This is a genomic window from Peribacillus sp. GL_122 (assembly GCF_057835005.1).
On record NZ_CM174415.1, the window covers coordinates 903,923 to 924,344 of the forward strand.

Consider the following 20,422-nt stretch of genomic DNA (forward strand, 5'->3'; position numbering starts at 1 on the left):
TCAAGTCGTCACCTCCCAATTTGTTTAAAAAATCAGTATACAATTTCATCGGCCTCAATACAACGCTTACTTTGTTTCTGAATAGAACGGCTTATAACCAATTATGGCAAACCCAATCTTTTTTTCTATCCACAATAAATGGTAACGGAATATGTGAAATAAACACGTTTTTTTTGTGGATTTTTTTTTTTGATTTTGTAGGTTTTCGTATGATTATGTAGTTCCCAATTTAAAATTAACGTAGATAGAAATTTTTGAAAGCGCTTAACAATATTTAGAATATTCATTATGTTTTCATCGAATCTATTACAAGTAAACTTGATGCATTCGGAAAGACGCTCATATTGAAAAAATAATGATACAACAACTGAAGAGGTGGAAGAATGTGATTGAAGAATTGTCAAAAGAGTATGACATTCATGTTAATAGTCAAAGAAAAGCCGACTTAGATGAATGGGTAGCACATTTCAGATCCTTTGCTGCTGAAGGGCAAACCGCCAATTATATACCGGCATTGAGAAATGCACATTTATCGCAATTGGGCATTTGCATACTGGAGCCTGGTGGAACAATGATCAAGACAGGGGATTGGGAAGTCCCCTTCACGCTGCAAAGTATTTCAAAAGTGCTCAGCTTTATAGCCGCATGCTTGGGATGCGGCATTTCTTATGTGTTAGAGAGGGTCGATGTGGAACCAACTGGGGATGCTTTCAATTCAATTATTCGTTTAGAAATGCATAAGCCGGGAAAACCGTTTAATCCTATGATAAATGCAGGGGCGATTACAATAGCATCGCTTCTCCCAGGGGATTCTTCACAAAAAAAATTGGAATTTCTCTATGCATTATTTGAAAATTTGTTAGGGAAGCGCCCAACCATCAATGAGGAAGTGTATCAATCTGAGTGGCAAACTTCCCATAGAAATAGAGCTTTAGCTCACTATTTAAAAGAGACGAATTATTTAGAATCGGATGTAGAGGAAGCTTTAGAGGTTTACCTCAAGCAATGTTCCATAGAAGTAACCACAGAAGACATAGCCTTGCTTGGACTGATTCTTGCACAAGATGGTTACCATCCTCTTCGTAAAGAACAAGTAATCCCTAAAAAAGTGGCTAAGCTGGCCAAAGCATTAATGCTTACTTGTGGTATGTACAATGCTTCGGGGAAATTTGCGGCTTTTGTTGGGGTGCCAGCCAAAAGTGGAGTATCTGGCGGGATTATGGCACTAGTTCCTCCAAGTGCCAGAAGCGGAATGCCTTTTCAAGATGGATGTGGCATTGGCATATACGGACCAGCCATTGATGAATATGGGAATAGCGTAACAGGTAGTATGTTATTGAAACAAATGGCACAGGAATGGGATCTAAGTATTTTCTAAAAGCAAGATAATCTGTTCTTATAAAAAAGCGATATTTAACAAGAGGTGATGTAATGCAGCAATTATTTTAAGATTCAGTTGGATGTATTTGACACAAATCATAAATCCAATTACTTTAAGAACCTTATTATAAAGGAATAATTTTGGAAAGCATGGTGATGAACATATGAATAATTTGCAGCGAAAGATGGGAACATTTTCGTTAACGATGGTAGGACTCGGGTCCATTATTGGCTCAGGTTGGTTATTCGGAGCTTGGAGAGCGGCACAAATCGCAGGACCCGCTGCCATTATCTCTTGGATTATCGGGATGGTCGTTATTTTATTTATAGCACTTTCTTACAGTGAATTAGGGTCTATGTTTCCTGAAGCTGGGGGAATGGTAAAATACACGCAATACTCTCATGGTTCTTTTTTAGGGTTTCTTGCAGGTTGGGCAAACTGGATTGCAATCGTTTCCGTAATTCCAGTTGAAGCGATCGCTTCTGTTCAATATATGAGCTCATGGCCATGGGAATGGGCACGGTGGACACATGGTTTAGTGGAAAACGGAAGTCTTACTGGGGGAGGCTTGGCAATTGCCTCTGCCTTACTGATCGTCTACTTTTTATTAAATTACTGGACGGTTAGTTTGTTTTCGAAAGCTAATTCATTTATTACAGTCTTTAAGGTTATTATACCTGGACTTACGATTGGGTCACTTTTATTTGCCGGGTTTCATGGATCCAATTTTACCTCTGCAGGAAGTATTGCTCCCAATGGTTGGGCAAGTGTACTTACAGCTGTAGCAACTTCTGGTATCATCTTTGCATTTAACGGTTTTCAAAGTCCAATTAATATGGCAGGTGAGGCAAAGAATCCTGGACGTTCGATCCCAATTGCCGTAATTGGCTCCATTTTAATTGCAACGGTCATCTACGTTTTATTACAGGTTGCGTTTATAGGAGCCGTGGATCCGTCCATGATCGTGAACGGATGGCAACATTTGAATTTCAATTCACCGTTTGCTGACTTAGCAATTGTTCTAGGTATAAACTGGTTAGTTATTTTACTATATGTGGATGCGTTTATTTCTCCGTCCGGGACAGGAATAACTTACACGGCGACAACGTCACGAATGCTTTATGGAATGGAAAAGAATAAATATTTGCCAAGCGTTTTTGGAAAACTGCATCCACTTTATGGTATCCCTCGTCAAGCCATGTTTTTGAATCTAGGTGTATCTTTCTTATTTTTATTCATGTTTAGAGGCTGGGGCGTTTTGGCAGAGGTTATATCGGTTGCGACATTAGTCTCTTATATTACAGGTCCAGTTACAGTTATGACATTAAGGCGCACAGGTCAGAATTTGTACAGACCATTACGTCTAAAAGGATTAAGCATCATTGCACCACTTGGCTTTGTTTTTGCCTCTTTGGTTCTATATTGGGCAAGATGGCCACTGACAGGACAAGTATTATTTATCATTATGATTGGTCTTCCTATTTATTTCTATTATCAATCAAAAATAAAATGGAAGGGATTCCGTCAAAACTTTTCAGCTGGGCTTTGGATGGTTGTTTACTTACTCTGTATGATGACCATTTCATACTTAGGCAGTGAAAAGTTTGGTGGACTAAACATAATCCCATTTGGTTGGGATATGGTCATCATTACATGTTTGTCTCTAGGGTTTTATACTTGGGCAATAAAGAGTGGATTCCAAACAGAATATTTGGAACAAGGACAAAAAGTAAATGAAGACTTGAGGTCGATGGAGAACAACATTGCATCTCAAACTGATAAAAAGAACGCTGTATAAATGATGAATCCACTACATTGGTTAGCATGCTCCAATAAGCTATTACATTCGTTGAATGACTTCGAAAGTGCTTCTTTCTATTTATATTGATGAGGACACAAAAAGGGGGGACGGCAAATTTAATTTGCTGTCCCCCTTTTTGGAATTTAAGAAAAGGCTGTTATTTTTTTATTTCACACCTGGTTTATCTTCATATCCGGCAGTGAAGATAGCGGCTAAAAATGTAATAGCAACTCCAACGATAATAACTGTGCCCATGTTATGACCTCCCTTTACCCATATTGTCCCACTTAAGTATAGGCTTAGTATACCCTAATTTTTAGCAGGAGTGCACACAAATTTTCTTGTCAGCATATTTATCATAAATTCTCAATGATTAAGCCTTTTTCGATGCATGGAGAGTCAAGGGGATTCGAAACAATGCCCGGCCACTTTTTAAAGTCTGACATGTTTGTCAGACTTGGAGCATAGATTTAAGTATTCTCTGAAAGTGACAGGGGGAGGTTCCTTAATGGATATTTTAAAGAAAATCGAAAAATTTAGAGAAGATGAACAGAAGCTGAAGTGGGAAGGCACCTTCGCAGAGTACTTAGAAATATTGAAAGAAACGCCTTTAGTTGCTCAATCTGCTCATTCACGTGTATACAACATGATCAGAGATGCAGGGATAGAGGAAGTAAATGGGACAAAGAAATACAATTTTTTCAGCGGTCAGTTATTTGGCCTAGAGGATTCACTGGAAAGGCTCATCGAAGAATATTTCCATCCGGCGGCAAAGCGGCTCGATGTCCGTAAGCGGATATTGCTTCTCATGGGTCCTGTGTCAGGTGGGAAGTCCACACTCGTTTCTTTACTGAAGCGTGGACTTGAAAGTTATTCATTAAAAGACTCTGGTGCGATTTATGCAATAAAAGGATGCCCGATGCATGAAGATCCACTGCATCTCATTCCGCAGTATTTACGGAATGATTTTTATGAAGAATATGGCATCCGGATTGAAGGAAACCTATCACCGCTGAATGTAATGAGGTTAGAACAGGAGTATGGAAGCAGAATTGAAGATGTGATGGTCGAGCGTATTTTCCTTTCAGAGGATAAGCGTGTTGGAATTGGAACATTCAGTCCTTCAGACCCTAAGTCACAGGATATTGCTGATTTGACGGGCAGCATCGATTTTTCGACCATTGCCGAATACGGATCGGAATCAGATCCGCGTGCCTATCGCTTTGATGGCGAGCTGAACAAGGCGAACCGCGGGATGATGGAGTTCCAGGAGATGCTGAAATGTGATGAGAAGTTCTTATGGCATTTGCTATCATTGACACAAGAGGGGAATTTTAAAGCAGGCCGTTTTGCATTGATCAGTGCAGATGAACTCATTGTGGCTCATACGAATGAAACGGAGTATAAAGCGTTCATTTCCAACAAGAAAAATGAAGCATTGCATTCCCGTATCATTGTCATGCCTATTCCATATAATCTTAAGGTTACCGAGGAAGAAAAGATTTATGAAAAAATGATCCGTGAAAGTGATGTCTCGGATGTTCATATAGCCCCGCATACATTAAGGGTGGCGGCAATCTTCAGCATCATGACCCGCCTGAAGGATCCCAAAAAGGGCGATATCGATTTAGTGAAAAAGATGAGGCTTTATGATGGGGAAAATGTCGAAGGATTTAATTCCGCAGACATCAATGAATTGAAAAAAGAATACCAGGACGAAGGCATGAGCGGAATCGATCCGCGTTACGTGATTAACCGAATTTCCTCTACGATCATTCGTAAGGAAAATCCGTCCATTAATGCATTGGATGTACTTATGTCATTAAAGGCAGGTCTTGACCAGCATCCGTCCATCACGAACGAACTTCGGGAGAGGTATTTGAATTTCATTTCACTGGCACGTAAAGAATACGATGCCATTGCAAAAAATGAAGTGCAAAAGGCATTTGTTTATTCGTATGAAGAGTCGGCGAAGATCCTCATGGATAACTATCTTGATAATGTCGAAGCATACTGCAATAAATCAAGGCTGCGCGATCCATTGACTGGGGAGGAAATCAACCCTGATGAAAAATTGATGCGCTCGATAGAAGAGCAAATTGGAATATCCGAAAATGCAAAAAAAGCATTCCGTGAAGAAATACTGATTCGCATTTCTGCATATGCGCGTAAAGGGAAGCGATTCGATTATAATTCCCATGATCGTTTACGGGAAGCGATCCAGAAAAAACTATTCGCGGATTTGAAGGATGTCGTTAAGATCACTACTTCAACGAAAACACCAGACGAAAGGCAACTGAAGAAAGTGAACGAGGTTATCACGAGACTTATCGACGAGCACGGGTATAATTCGACTTCAGCCAATGATTTGCTACGCTATGTGGGAAGCTTGTTAAATCGGTAATCCATAATTTTTTGCCCCTGCCCCATATCGGGCAGGGGTTTATCTCCTTTTGCGGAAGGCGGGATGCTTGAAAATTGGATTAGAGGAAATCCAATCGATTCCTTTCAAATTCTGAATATCCATTGAAATCATGCACCTTTTGAAGGTGTTAAAGGGTGCTTTGACAAGGAATGAGAAATAATGAATTAAACAAAGCACCGGGCCCTACGTAATGGAAGGGAGCCCGGTGCTTTTATTTCTATTTAGTTACATTCAAGCCATACTGCTCAATAAGTGTAATAAGTTGATTCGGTGATAGCTTGTCTTCGCTATGGTCGATTTTAATTTCCCCATCATCAACATCGATGATCGCACGTTCCACACCTTCCGTTTTCAAAAGTATGGACTCCAGATTTAAAATCGGGCCCTCTGACGTTGCTTCCTTTACATAAAGGGTAGTTGTTTGCATATTTCCTGCACCTCCTTACATTTGCTCATAATGTTTTATCTATACCCCACATTTCCCTTAGATATGTTACGTTTTGGATTTGGAAATATTGGGTATCAATAAGTAGAGGTGATGGCAAATGGGTAAAGAGGAATTGAAAAAAGAACATGTTCCGGAAAATAGCTCCATGGCTAAGGACTATGAAGAGATGAAAGAACTTGGAAAGCAGATGGAAAATCAAAGGACGAATGAAGAATTGAAAGAGTGGGATAAACGCCCAGGTACAGTTCAACATGAAATAGAGGAAGATAAAGATTGACGAAAATCACAACGAGAATCATTCTATCTGTGTAAAAGGGGTGTCCAGAAAAACTACTGGGACACCCTTTTTGTTGTATTTCTTTGCTTTTTAATGATGTCCTTGGAAGTCTCTGTTTTGAGATCAATTACGTGGCTAAGTTCAAAAAGATATTTTAAGTTATCCTATAATTCGACAAATAAAACCTGCTTTAAAAAAGGACAGACCTGATAATCATCAAGTCTGTTCTTTTTCTTGAAATACTTATTTTGAAGTGAAATTTAGAAAAAAACCTTAAATGGCCCATAACGCCCTTGTCAGGACTTGTCTAGTTCATAGGCAAACATCCATTATTGAATTTTGTTGTAAATTATCCTGCATCGCTGCATAAGATAGAGTAATACTTTTCTTTTAATCCGTTTTTTCGCACTGTATTTTTCATTGGAAAACCGGAATGATGTGGGCATTCCCACACTAACTTATTATATGAAGGAATGATGAAAAGCGTGCAAACATTTTTAAGGGGGGAAGAGAATGTCGGAAGAGAGTAATCAACAGTATGTTATCTCACAGGAAAATTGGTCCCTCCATCGGAAAGGTTATGATGATCAACAACGTCATCAGGAAAAGGTGCAGGAAGCGATCAAGAATAATTTGCCTGATCTAATTTCAGAAGAAAGCATCGTAATGTCCAATGGCCGGGATGTTATCAAGATTCCTATTCGCTCCTTGGATGAATACAAAATTCGTTATAACTATGATAAAAACAAACATGTAGGGCAAGGCGATGGAGACAGTAAAGTGGGGGATGTGGTCGCAAGGGATGGCTCACCGTCCGATGCCGGAGCCGGTAAGGGCCAAGGTGCGGGTGACAAGGCAGGTGAGGATTATTATGAAGCCGAAGTGTCGATGATGGAATTGGAGGAAGCCCTGTTCAGTCAATTGGAACTCCCTAATCTTCAGAAGAAAGAACATGCGGAGCACACACTTGAACACATCGAATTCAACGATATCCGCAAGACAGGCCTAATGGGAAATATCGATAAAAAGAAAACGATGATATCGGCTTTCAAACGGAACGCCTTAACGGGGAAACCAGGTTTTCATCCTATTTATAAGGAAGACTTTAAATTCAAAACCTGGAATGAGATTCAGAAACCTGATTCCAAAGCAGTTGTACTGGCAATGATGGATACTTCCGGAAGTATGGGGTTATGGGAAAAATATATGGCTCGAAGCTTTTTCTTTTGGATGAACCGTTTCTTGCGGACAAAATATGAAACGGTGGAAATCGAGTTCATTGCCCATCATACAGAAGCGAAAGTTGTTCCGGAAGAGGATTTCTTTTCAAAAGGGGAAAGCGGCGGTACGATTTGTTCGTCCGTATACCGAAAAGCATTAGAACTTATTGATCATAAATATGACCCCGCGAAGTTTAATATCTATCCGTTTCACTTTTCTGATGGTGATAACCTAACATCAGATAACGTCCGATGCGTTAAACTTGTTGAAGAACTCATGAAGGTTTCCAATATGTTCGGGTATGGGGAAGTCAATCAATACAATCGTCATTCGACATTGATGACAGCTTATAAGAATATCGATAATGAAAAATTCAGGTACTATATTCTTAAGCAAAAGGCTGACGTTTTCCACGCAATGAAGAGCTTTTTTAAAGATGAGGAAAGTCAGAAGTATGCATAAAGAAACGCGTTAGCTTGTTCAGGGTTGTAGGGAAACGTCATTTTCTCTACAATCTTTTTTATTTATCGATCAATCAAATTATAAAATATTCAGTTCCACAGAGTGTGATGGCTGCTGAAAGTAACACTTGTTCACTCTTTTTTCACCTTCCCGCCAATATGTAAGGAATATCTTTCATTGATCATTTGTTTACTGCTCGATCCATTTATTCGTTTAGTCCTTATTATCGTTTGGCATGTGAATTCTTTTTATTCCCAATCGTTTTTTTGTGTGGTTTCTCCGACAATATTAGTTTGCAAAGCTAATCGAACGATTTAATGACGTGATGAAAAGCATTTGTCCATAAATTCAAGATATAAATTATTGTTTTCGTTCATGACACCGGCTTGATGATATCTTACGGGAGCACAATATAAAAAATGGTTTGTCTCATTTCATTTTTGGAACGATATGATTTTGTATATATCATAAAATTATGTAGCAGTGAGGACACTTCCCTAAAACCCCATTGTAAAAGAAGACCCAATTCTCTGAGCGGTTCCAAAACATTGTGTCTTGGATAACCACTCAGGCGGCCTGTTCTCTATGTTCCTAGGGGGCAGGCTGTTTTTTATTAGAAGGATGTCTGTTCCCCCGGAAGCCATTCGATTTTATCTGCGATGCCCAATCTTCCTTTTTACCATTATACAATTTTATCCAAATTAGTTCCTCTATAGAAAAATCAGCCGCTCTCTGATCTGCACCAACATTTTCAAAATCTAATGAAAAATCAAATTGAACAAAGTTCCATTTATGAAAAATGAACTGCATTTCTTTTCTGAACGAATGATTTTATTTTATGAAATAACCTACACTCACCTATTTGTATATAATGATGCCAGAATATGAATCTAGATAATATCAACATCATGATAAAGGAGAAAGATGATGTCGAAGCAATTTAACTTATTTTTACTATGGGTGTCACAAACTTGGTCCACCCTATTGAAATACAGGATCTATTTCATTCAAGCCTTTTTAGTCTTATTTTTGATGTATCTTTTATTGAATAAACAAGAGATAAATACGCTGAAAATCACCCTTATTTTAATAACGTCACTAACCTTTCTTAAAAGTGCCCATAGAAAAAAAGGGTGAATAAAAGTAAAAGTGGTATGTAGAGGATCACGGGGGAAAGGTCTATGGGCGCGTACCAAGTCTCCGCTTATACGTTGGATGATATGTCCACATAATGCAGGCGGAACGTTATGAAAATGAGTTACAAGATAAATAGAAGAAACGCTTCAGGGAATGAAAATAAAAACCAAATAGGATAAATCCTTTCAAGGGAAAATGTGATAAGCGGGAACCAATGGTTTCTCTTATCACATTTTTTAGTTATGTGATCATAATGATTGCAGCCAGTAAAAAGTAACATTGAGTTTTATTGTGTTTAAACGGTGGTTTTGATAGGAAGATATGCTTTTATAAAATGCAGGGTCGTTTAAATCCACCACCATAAATGAAAATTATCACATTAAAATTGATGTTTAATGCCCTAATATGGTTCCTAAAATGATTTTTTATGAATCATTATTGGAACGAGGTACATGTCGAAAAAAAGTAATATTAATCTTGTAAGTAAAATCAATATTTAGAGGAGCGTTTCATTTATGAAGAAAAGTAAAATGTTAAAACCTATTAACGTTATGACAACATCATTTCTTTTAGCAAGTTCTCTATTAATGCCAAGTACAGGATTTGCAGAAGAACTATCCACACCAAAGAATGAGGAGAGTTCTAATTCACAAGAGTCAGAGGTGAAAACTCAAGAAGCCCGTACACAAACGACTGAAACTCAATTACCAGGAAAAGCAGTCTCAAAAATGATGGTAAATGAAGCAGTAGTCAATAATTTTCAAGGGTTGAAGGGTGCATTAGAGGCTGATAATGGAATTACAACGATCCATCTTGGGCAAAGCATTGATATAAGCGGATCGATTAAAATTCACCCGGCAAAAACGGAAATCGTAATTGAAGGTAATAACCATACAATAACGGAAACAGGATCAACAGGGTCAACAGCCGGTATTTATGCCAATGGTAATATATTAAGCAGTGTCCATGTAAAGAACTTAAGTATTAATGGAAAGAACTATTATGGTCCCATTACAATACATGATGGAACAAAAAATGTAGATCAAATATTCGAAAATGTAAATTACAGCGGACCTCAACTAATATTTAACCGTTACGGGAAGGCAATTTTCAAAGGAACAAACGACATTTATATTAATAATAGTACAGTGTCAGGCTCATCACCAACCCATGAGATGGCGCAAACTGGAAGTGTGGAAATCGATGGTGAAACTACAATAAGCCATAATAGTGCCAAAGCCCTTATTTGGTCGATTTCAAAAGAACCTCAATTTAAGATCGCACCAAATGCGGATGTGGAAATTAAGACACTTCAGAGTGGTTATGGAATATTTTATGCAACAGGTGGCGATGTGGATTTTTCAGTTGGAAATAACGCAAAGGTAAAGTTTGATGGGGCAAAAGGAGTTACGTCCACTGGAATGTTTAAGTCATTTAACGTGGATGCTGGTGCAGATGTACAAATGAATAGATCTGGTACTGATTCATATCCAATGATCTCGCTTTATGGACCAGCACAGATCAATAATCAAGCGAAACTCTATGTAACTACAGAAGAAGGTCATGCTTTGGAAGTGGAAAATAAACAAACCACCATTGATTTTAATAATCCTGAGAATGTTGTATTGTCATCAATGAAAAAACAAGCATTAAATAATTTAAGTACCTCGCTTGCGATGAGTATGGATACGGGCATGGTCAAGCTCTGGACGAGTGTGACAGGCGATCCTACAAATAGTTATATTGGCAAATCAGGTGGCAATATTACTTGGAAAGCTATGTATAAGTATAACGTAGCTCAATCAATTGGTGGTAATCCAGAGAATTTCAATATTGAATTTGGTAAAACAAAAAAGATTGAATTAGGAAAAGATGAAGATGGGCAAGCAGAAAAAGATCTAACCGATGCGAAGAAGAAAGTGGAAGATCTGTATACGGACGATAAGTTCGATACATTGAAAGGAACGACGGATCAAGGGGCGATTGATGAAGCCCAAGAAGCGGTCAATAAGCTTCCTGAAGGTGCAGAAAAGGACCGACTGCAAGATTTACTGAATAATGCGAAAGATTTATTGAACAAAAAAGAGCAGGCAGAAAAAGATCTAACCGATGCGAAGAAGAAAGTGGAAGATCTGTTCACGGACGATAAGTTCGATACATTGAAAGGAACGACGGATCAAGGGGCGATTGATGAAGCCCAAGAAGCGGTCAATAAGCTTCCTGAAGGTGCAGAAAAGGACCGACTGCAAGATTTACTGAATAATGCGAAAGATTTATTGAACAAAAAAGAACAAGCAGAAAAAGATCTAGCCGATGCGAAGAAGAAAGTGGAAGATTTGTTCACTGACAATAAGTTCGATACATTGAAAGGAACGACGGATCAAGGGGCGATTGATGAAGCCCAAAAAGCGGTCAATAAGCTTCCTGAAGATGCAGAAAAGGACCGACTGCAAGATTTACTGAATAATGCGAAAGATTTGTTGAACAAAAAAGAACAAGCAGAAAAAGATCTAGCCGATGCGAAGAACAAAGTGGAAGATCTGTTCACGGACGATAAGTTCGATACATTGAAAGGAACGACGGATCAAGGGGCGATTGATGAAGCCCAAGAAGCAATCAATAAGCTTCCTGAAGGTGCAGAAAAGGACCGACTAAAAGATTTGCTGAATAATGCGAAAGATTTGTTGAACAAAAAAGAACAAGCAGAAAAAGATCTAGCCGATGCGAAGAACAAAGTGGAAGATCTGTTCACGGACGATAAGTTCGATACATTGAAAGGAACGACGGATCAAGGGGCGATTGATGAAGCCCAAGAAGCGGTCAATAAGCTTCCTGAAGGTACAGAAAAGGACCGACTGCAAGACTTATTGAACAAAGCGAAAGATCTATTGGATAAAGATATAACAGCTCCAAATGCACCGAAACTAAATGAAGTTACTACAAACAGTAAAGAAGTAACAGGAAGCGGTGAACCTGAAGCAAATGTGACTGTCACCATTAATTCCAAGAAATATACTGGAGTTGTAGGTCAAGACGGGCAATTCAAGATTGCGATTCCAAACCAACCTGTCAATACGATAATTACGGTCACCCTTACAGACACGGCAGGGAATGTCAGCGAGAGTTCATCTGTTAGGGTAGTACAGTTTATGCCTAGTGAACCTGTAAAGATTGACACTGTGTACCAAGATGCACAAACTATAACGGGAACTGCACCTGAAGGGACAACGATCGTACGGTTACTGGTAAATGGCGTAGCACTGCGTACGGCACCTGTCAATGAAGATGGAAGATTCAGTATATACAGCAGGTACGTAGGGGTGGACGATCATGGAAATAATTTAACCTTACAACCAGGCGATATCGTAACGGTTGACTACGGAATGCGGACTCCAGCGAACATACAAGCTCATACTACAGTAATCAAGGAAGCGGAGAAACTGCAGGTGAATCCTGTGGCACCTAATGCGGATTATGTTACGGGTAAAGCACCCGAAGGAACTAAGAGTCTTCGTTTGCTAGTGAATGGATTAGCACAGAGAACGGTTTCCCTTAATCAAACGGGATCAGGAGTCATTAATCCGGATGGAAGTTACCTAATTTACAGCCGGTTTATTGTGGATGAAAATGGGGTTACCCGAAGATTGCAAGCAGGAGATGTCATTGAAGTTGACAATGGACCTCTAGTAGTTGGAGGAGATATAGCAAAAACAATAGTCAAATAATCAATGTGGTAAGGATGGTAAGAAGGCCGCTTCTATAGGAAGTGGGTCCTTCTTACATGTTTGAAAATGCTGTTTGGGCATTTTTTCGTTTCGAGAAATTAATTCCAATTTTCGAATTGGATAAAAGGTACTGAAGAATCTCTCTTTAAGAAGGAGTTATATTTTTTAAAGGGGTGGAATCATGATATTGAAGAGAAGGTTCAGAAGTATTGGGATCTGTATATTAACTTTAACCATATTTTTGACAGGCTGCATTTCAGGAGAAAAGGAAGTCCAGGATGAACAGAAAAATATGCAAAAGCAAACGAATACTTCCTCTAAGGACGAAACGGATAAAAAAGAAACAGGACAAGATAAAACCGTATCTGGCGTGAGCATTCGGATTGAAAAGGCTTTAAAGCTTGAACATCCAGAGCAAAAAGGGAAACAGGTTTTACAGTTACAGCTTATGGCAACTAATAAAACGGCAGAAGAACGATTTGTAGACGTTTTTGAAATGTCGGTATGGAATCAAGAAAATAAAAAACTTAGAATCTATCCGGGAGATAATTTGGGGACACAACTGTCACCTGGCAAAAGTGTTAAAGGAAATGGATACTACGTAATAGAAGGAAAGGGACCGTTCAAGGTGCAGTATGAAAATACCGACACTAAAGAAAAGCAGGAATGGATAATTGACAAAGTGACAGACATGACAGCGGACGCTCCTAAAAAGTAGGATGTGTTCTTGAAAACTTGGTTAAATTCCCCCGAGTAATGGCACCTTGATAAAGGCCAATTCGATCGGGGGATTTTTGTATTTTTTTTAAAACTAAAAGAAGAATAGGTTGTGGAAAGTTTTTTTAATGGTATTTTGCTAGCTGCTTGCAATATTTTTTGAACTGGAATATCCAAATATACTGAGTAAGTACTGACCAAAAATTTAACTATATGAATGCGCTAAAATGCGCAAAAGAAAGGAATAACAATGCTGTTGGTGCTGGGGTGTTCATCAGGGTGAAAAAACATGAAATTCAGGATATACAGGGTAGATGAACCAAAAACAGAACGATTCATTCGAAATCTGGAACTGGCATCAAAAGTAATTATGATAATTTATTAATGCTAACGAAAAATAATGGAACAAACAAAGCGGATGTTCAAATTCCAGTAAGTGAATCGACCATAAATATGAATTTCTGGGTTTTGATGACTTAGCTCAATAGTATTGAAAGATTGCTGGTTTATCTTATGTATTGGCATGTCCGGTGAATTTACATTATGGCTTGTTAGTCTTAAATACCGTTATGTTTTTTATAAGTGGAATGGAGGAGTTGAATCATGATAACAGCGATAACTCAAGAAAGAGCTCAATACTCGCTGCAATCTGCTCTGCAAAGAGAATTAAAGAACAAGACGGCTAAAGTCGGAGTGATTGGATTGGGGTATGTTGGACTCCCGACAGCTTGTCATTATGCATCTAAAGGTTATAAGGTGACCGGATTCGATGTTTCAGTGACAAAGGTGGAAAGTTTAAAGTGCGGAATCAATTATATCAATGATGTAGATAATGACGAGCTTACCGAATTGATTAACAAAAAGCGATTTACGGCGACGACGGATATGAAGCAGCTTGGAAATATGCATGTCCTTTTGATTTGTGTTCCCACCCCAGTTAATAAGTTGAAGGAACCTGATATCTCGTATGTGAGGGATGTAGGGAAGATTGTGGCTGAACATGTGAATGAAGGTACAATGGTTATTTTGGAAAGTACAACATATCCGGGAACGACAGAAGAATATATCTGTACACCATTAACAGAAATGGGTTATGTGATTGGGGAAAACCTTTTTGTAGCCTATTCCCCGGAAAGAATAGATCCAGGAAATAAAAAGTTTAATTTAAGCAACACACCAAAGATCGTCGGGGGGATGACGGAAACCTGTACAGATCTAGCGTGTATGTTTATCGGACCGACAGCCCATCGTGTTAATGGGATCCGTGTTGCAGAATTAAGCAAAATCTTTGAGAACACTTTCCGATGGATTAACATGGCTTTGGTCAATGAATTTACGGTTCTATGCAATGAACTGGAAATTGATATATGGGAAACGATCAATGCGGCTTCCTCAAAACCATACGGGTTCATGAAATTCACCCCAGGCATTGGTGTCGGCGGGCATTGCATACCGGTCGATCCATACTATTTGCTCTATAAAGCAAAAGAACACGGTCACCGGACAAAAATGATTGAATTGGCTGGGGATATTAATGACGGAATGGTTCACTATTCTTATACGCGCATACTTGAACTGCTTGCAGCCAATGACAAGCTCATGAAACACTCACATATTGTGGTTTTGGGTGCAACTTACAAAAGTGATATTGGCGATTTAAGGGAAAGCCCGGTCATCCGCTTGCTTGAACGATTACAAAACAAGGTCCAGAATCTAACCGTCATCGAACCTTATGCAAAAGAAATCCAAATCAACGAACAGATTATACCGGTGGAAAAATATGATGCTGACATTCTTCAAAAAGCCGATTTAGTTGTCATTGGAACACCACACAATTGTTTTGACTGGAAAAGTGTCCATGATAATGCTTCATTAATATTCGATTCCAAGAATGTGATGGAGGAAAATGGACTGCTTTCTGATAAGGTCGCAAAATTATAGGAAACAGAAAATAGAAAAGGATAAACGGAAAGTATTTTAGTTGGATTGGAGTTGATTGAATGAGGGAGACACTCAATATAAAAGATCTTTTTCAAATGGTAAAAAAACGCATCGTGCTCATTATTATCATCACAACCCTTATAACGGCAATGACGGGAATCGTTAGCTTTTTCATTCTTTCACCTGTTTACCAAGCTTCTACACAAATCTTAGTCAATCAATCCAAAGAAAAGTCAGAACTTTACAATGTAGGTGAGATTCAAACCAATATTCAATTGATCGAAACGTACAGCGAAATCATAAAAAGTCCGATGATGTTAGAAAAAGTCAAAGAACGACTGAATCTAGATATTTCAAATTCAGCATTGTCGGAACAAATCAAAATCGTCAGTAATGGGAATTCACAAATATTTACCATTAAAGTTGAGGGTGCTGACCCTAAATTTGCCGTTAGTGTCGCCAGTACAATAACAGACATATTCCAATCTGAAATAAAAGCGCTTATGAATGTGGACAATGTCAATGTCTTATCCAAAGCAACTATAGGAGATAATTCATCACCCATAAAACCGAATCCGATCTCGAATACGATCATTGCATGTTTTGCAGGGGTGATCATAAGTTTATTTCTTACATTCATGATCGAATTTTTCGACAAAACAATCAAAGTTGAGTCTGATATTGAAGAACATTTAAAGATCCCGATGCTAGGCATCGTTAATTTAATGGAAGATAAAAAAAAACGGAAATTATAAATCTGTAATCACAACCTCAAGAGGTGAAAAGCTTGGCACGCAATAAACGATATAAAATGACAGAGATTAAAAAAAGAAGCAGTATTTCCATGTTGAAATCGAAGTCACCGGTTGTGGAGCAATATAGGACGATTCGAACGAACCTTCAATTTTCCGCTGTGGAAAAAGACATACGGTCGATGATCTTCACTTCTGCAAATGCTGGTGAAGGAAAATCGACCACTTCAATCAATGTCGCAGCAGTATTTGCTCAGCAAGGGAAACGCATTCTCATCATAGATGCAGATTTGAGAAAGCCGAGTGTTCATACTAACTTTAACATGGAGAACTACTTGGGGTTAACGAATATCATATCAAAGCAAAATCAATTACTTGATGCTGTACAACCTTCCATTTATCCCAATTTGGATGTGTTGACAAGTGGGCCCATCCCGCCAAACCCATCAGAGTTGCTTGGGTCAAACGGAATGGTGACAGTGTTGGATGAAGCAAAGCTGAATTATGATTTAGTAATACTGGACACACCGCCTGTTAATGCAGTTACAGATGCTCAAGTACTAGCGAATATGACAGACGGCGTTGTTTTAGTGGTCAGCAGCGGAAGGACTGAAATACAGCAAGCAAAAAAAGCGAAGGAATTACTTGAAAATGCAAATGCAAAGCTTCTGGGCGCAATCTTAAATAAGAAAAAACAAAAGCATCCAGACGAATATTACTACTATGGTAGATAAAAAAATGTAGTTTGGAAGTTTTATGAATTTAGCATTCGCGGTTAGCCAAAGAGGGGATAACAATGATTGATATTCATAGTCATATTTTACCGAAGATGGATGACGGTGCTGGAAATATCCAGGAAAGTATAGAAATGGCGAGAAAAGCTGTAGATCATGGAATTTCTAACATAATAGCAACCCCTCATTATAATAAGGGGATATATGAAAATGAAAAGGAAAAAGTCGTGAAAGAAACTGCAAAATTAAACCTAGTGCTAGCTGATCTCGAAATCCCGCTAAAAGTATGGCCAGGGCAGGAAATAAGGATATCCGATGAACTTTCAGATGATTATGATAATAATGAAATCATGGGCTTGAATGGTTCGCAGTACATCCTTCTCGAACTACCTTCTAATCATGTGCCAAGGTATACGGAACGATTAATTTATGATTTGCAAATGAAAAGGATGACACCGATCATCGCTCATCCAGAGAGGAATTTGGAAATAATAAAAAATCCGCAACTTTTAAAAGAATTAATTTGGAAGGGTGCGTATTCACAAATAACAGCAGGGAGCATCACGGGTAAATTCGGATGGAGAACAAAAAGGTTTTCCAAATATTTAGTTCACTCAGGTCTTACTCATTTTATTGCATCAGATGCTCATAATGTTGGAAAAAGAGGTTTTCAGATCAGGGAAGCACATAAGTTGATTGAAAAGAATTTCGGACAAGAAATGGTCGACGCCTTTAATGAAAATGCCGAGAATGTATTGTACGGATTGAAAGTTAAGGAACTCTTGTTTGACTAAAAATATTAATATGGGGAGAAGTAGATTTGACATATTATAACCGGCTTTTCACATTAGTCTTACTGGACGCCATGATTGTTGTGACAGCTGTATTTTTAAGTTATTGGTTATTACATCCATATGATGAACTTCCGGCATTTACACTGACGGGTACGCTTATTTTGCTCTTGTGTCATTATTTCTTTACTGCTTATTTGAAACAATATAAAAAGGCATGGGAATACGCAAGTATCAGGGAAATGTTCAATATATTCAAAGTGACGGCCTTTTCTATTACCATTACAACCGTCTTTCAGCTATACTTTACCGATTTTCTTTATATTAGAGAACTTTTCATTACCTGGATTCTGTATATGGCCATGATTGGGTGCTCACGTTTGGCATGGAGAATCTATTTTGAACGATACATTAAGCAATCACCAAATAAAAAAAGAACGTTGATCGTAGGAGCCGGATCTGCCGGGACGATGATAACGAGTCAGTTGTTAAAATCCAGCAATATAGAGTTAGTCCCAGTTGCATTCGTTGATGATGATAAAACGAAACTAAGATTAGAAATCTTCAATATACCAGTAGTAGCAGCAACAAAACATATTTCTCAAGTGGTCGAGCAATACAAGATAGAACATATCGTGATTGCGATTCCTTCTTTGAAAAGAGAGGAAATAAATGACATTTTTTCGGAATGCACTAAAACGTGCGTAAAAACTCAAATTGTCCCTAGCCTGGAAGCGATTGTTCAAGGTAAGGTTCCAATTAATGAATTGCAGGATATCCAGATGGAAGACTTATTGGGTCGCTTACCCGTTCAACTTGATGATAAAGGGATTTCAGAAAAGATCGTTGATGGCACTATTTTAGTAACAGGTGCAGGCGGTTCGATTGGATCAGAAATCTGTCGTCAGATCATGAAGTATAATCCAGCTAAAATTGTATTGCTTGGACATGGTGAAAACAGCATTTATGCGATCGAGTTGGAATTGCGCGAGGCTTATGCAAATACTATTGAAATCGTGACCGAAATTGCAGACATTCAGGATCGCAGGAGGATGTTTCAGATAATCGACCATCATCATCCAAATATAGTCTATCATGCGGCCGCCCATAAACATGTACCGCTTATGGAGTCCAACCCTAAAGAAGCGGTGAAAAATAACATGATAGGCACGATGAACGTTGCGGAGGCATCGGAGGCCGGCATGGTGAATATTTTTGTCATGGTTTCGTCAGATAAAGCCGTAAATCCGACAAGTATAATGGGTGCCTCTAAATGTTTAGCAGAGATGATGATCCAGTATAAGAGTTTGTCGAGTCATACTAAATTTGTAACGGTCCGATTTGGAAATGTCCTTGGCAGTAATGGCAGCGTCATCCCACTCTTTAAAAAACAAATAAAAAAAGGAGGACCTTTGACAGTCACTCATCCGGATATGATTCGCTATTTCATGACGATTCCGGAAGCTTCGAGATTAGTCATTCAGGCAGGAGTTCTGGCCAAAGGAGGAGAGGTATTCGTACTTGATATGGGCGAACCTGTCAAAATTGTCGATTTCGCTAAAAAGCTTATCCAACTGTCAGGTTACAACGTTGAAGACATTGGGATAACCTATACTGGAATTCGGCCAGGAGAAAAATTATACGAAGAATTGCTTGGGGAAGATGAAGTTTACTTAAATCAGATCTATCCGAAAATCCATATTGGAAAACCAAGAGAGGTAAATTGGAATGCAATAAAAGATATTATCACAACATATGATGTCTTGAGCGAAGAAACGTTAAAAGGTAGAATGTTGAATTTAGCAAATTATAGGAAGAATAACAAAGTTCCCATACCGTGACAATGGCTCATATCCAGGTGATGATAGCAATCACCAGAAAACATTTGCAATTGATTACTCGAATTCCGTAAAGCTATCTGAAGAATTCCTTCGTTTACTTGATAACGATACACAATGATGATTTGGGAGGGAAAAATGAAACGGGCTTTTGAATTATTGATATCTTGTCTGGCGCTCATATCCAGTTCACTTCTTATGCTGCTTATCGTCATCCTCATCCGTTTGAAATTAGGTTCACCTGTCATTTTTAAGCAGGAGCGCCCAGGCCTTAATGGTAAACCATTTTTTTTGTATAAGTTTAGAACGATGACGGATGAAAAAGATGAAAATGGGGATTTGGTTCCTGATGAGAAGAGATTAACCGATTTTGGGAAATTACTTAGAAAATTAAGTTTAGATGAATTACCTCAATTATTCAATGTCATGAAAGGGGATGTGAGTTTTGTAGGCCCACGGCCATTATTAATGGAATATCTCCCATTATATACTTCCGAACAAGCTAGGAGGCATGATGTCCGTCCAGGAATGACAGGTTGGGCACAAGTGAATGGACGCAATGCAATCTCTTGGGAGAAAAAATTTGAGCTTGATGTCTGGTACGTAGAAAATCAATCCTTTTTATTGGATATGAAGATCATATACCTTACCTTGATTAAGGTATGTAAACAGGAAGCCATTACCCAAGAAGGGCATGTAACAACCCGAAAATTTGTTGGATAATAGGATGAATGATATTGATTGATGATTTACCAAAACTCAAATGAAATCG

At 38.5% G+C, this 20,422-nt stretch carries 14 protein-coding genes; 13 read left to right on the forward strand and 1 reads right to left on the reverse strand.

The annotated features are described in order from the left end of the window. The first annotated feature begins 388 nt into the window (after window positions 1-388). From AC3ISB_RS04365 to AC3ISB_RS04375, 3 genes are all read left to right on the forward strand, one after another. Window positions 389-1,378: a glutaminase gene (locus AC3ISB_RS04365; RefSeq protein ID WP_489276857.1), complete on the forward strand. Its 990-nt coding sequence runs from the start codon at window positions 389-391 to the stop codon at window positions 1,376-1,378. 166 nt (window positions 1,379-1,544) lie between these two features. After that, window positions 1,545-3,179: a glutamate/serine transporter AimA gene (aimA, locus tag AC3ISB_RS04370; RefSeq protein WP_144528565.1), complete on the forward strand. Its 1,635-nt coding sequence runs from the start codon at window positions 1,545-1,547 to the stop codon at window positions 3,177-3,179. A 511-nt stretch (window positions 3,180-3,690) separates the two neighbouring features. After that, a complete protein-coding gene (locus AC3ISB_RS04375; RefSeq protein ID WP_141993806.1) occupies window positions 3,691-5,586 on the forward strand; it encodes a PrkA family serine protein kinase in 1,896 nt (631 codons plus the stop codon). 238 nt (window positions 5,587-5,824) lie between these two features. On the opposite strand, the gene AC3ISB_RS04380 is transcribed toward AC3ISB_RS04375, so the two are convergent. Beyond that, entirely contained in the window at window positions 5,825-6,034 is a 210-nt protein-coding gene (locus AC3ISB_RS04380) for a hypothetical protein (protein WP_063235974.1), read from the reverse strand. Window positions 6,035-6,152: 118 nt separating this feature from the next. Here AC3ISB_RS04380 and AC3ISB_RS04385 point away from each other — a divergent pair, with 118 nt between their 5' ends. The 10 genes from AC3ISB_RS04385 (at window position 6,153) to AC3ISB_RS04430 (ending at window position 20,373) form a co-directional block, all read left to right on the forward strand. Next, a complete protein-coding gene (locus tag AC3ISB_RS04385; RefSeq protein WP_480340033.1) occupies window positions 6,153-6,332 on the forward strand; it encodes a hypothetical protein in 180 nt (59 codons plus the stop codon). A gap of 513 nt (window positions 6,333-6,845) precedes the next feature. Then, window positions 6,846-8,015 (forward strand): sporulation protein YhbH, encoded by a 1,170-nt coding sequence (gene yhbH, locus AC3ISB_RS04390; protein ID WP_430097516.1) that lies wholly within the window; start codon window positions 6,846-6,848, stop codon window positions 8,013-8,015. A gap of 1,652 nt (window positions 8,016-9,667) precedes the next feature. Further along, window positions 9,668-12,877, forward strand: a complete 3,210-nt coding sequence (locus tag AC3ISB_RS04395) for a toxin Cry1Ac domain D-VI-related protein (RefSeq protein WP_489275634.1) — start codon at window positions 9,668-9,670, stop codon at window positions 12,875-12,877. 181 nt (window positions 12,878-13,058) lie between these two features. After that, a complete protein-coding gene (locus AC3ISB_RS04400) occupies window positions 13,059-13,595 on the forward strand; it encodes a hypothetical protein (protein WP_098373394.1) in 537 nt (178 codons plus the stop codon). A 602-nt stretch (window positions 13,596-14,197) separates the two neighbouring features. Continuing rightward, window positions 14,198-15,535 (forward strand): nucleotide sugar dehydrogenase, encoded by a 1,338-nt coding sequence (locus AC3ISB_RS04405; RefSeq protein ID WP_377413063.1) that lies wholly within the window; start codon window positions 14,198-14,200, stop codon window positions 15,533-15,535. Window positions 15,536-15,594: 59 nt separating this feature from the next. Beyond that, a complete protein-coding gene (locus AC3ISB_RS04410) occupies window positions 15,595-16,290 on the forward strand; it encodes a YveK family protein (RefSeq protein ID WP_489275637.1) in 696 nt (231 codons plus the stop codon). Between the two features lie 23 nt (window positions 16,291-16,313). Next, window positions 16,314-17,021 (forward strand): CpsD/CapB family tyrosine-protein kinase, encoded by a 708-nt coding sequence (locus tag AC3ISB_RS04415; RefSeq protein ID WP_098373391.1) that lies wholly within the window; start codon window positions 16,314-16,316, stop codon window positions 17,019-17,021. Window positions 17,022-17,083: 62 nt separating this feature from the next. Continuing rightward, window positions 17,084-17,815, forward strand: a complete 732-nt coding sequence (locus tag AC3ISB_RS04420; RefSeq protein WP_489275640.1) for a tyrosine-protein phosphatase — start codon at window positions 17,084-17,086, stop codon at window positions 17,813-17,815. A 26-nt stretch (window positions 17,816-17,841) separates the two neighbouring features. Next, window positions 17,842-19,653 carry a polysaccharide biosynthesis protein gene (locus AC3ISB_RS04425; protein WP_489275642.1) on the forward strand — a complete coding sequence of 604 codons (1,812 nt, stop codon included), beginning with the start codon at window positions 17,842-17,844 and terminating at the stop codon, window positions 19,651-19,653. Window positions 19,654-19,788: 135 nt separating this feature from the next. Beyond that, window positions 19,789-20,373: a sugar transferase gene (locus AC3ISB_RS04430; protein ID WP_098373388.1), complete on the forward strand. Its 585-nt coding sequence runs from the start codon at window positions 19,789-19,791 to the stop codon at window positions 20,371-20,373. Window positions 20,374-20,422: the final 49 nt, after the last annotated feature.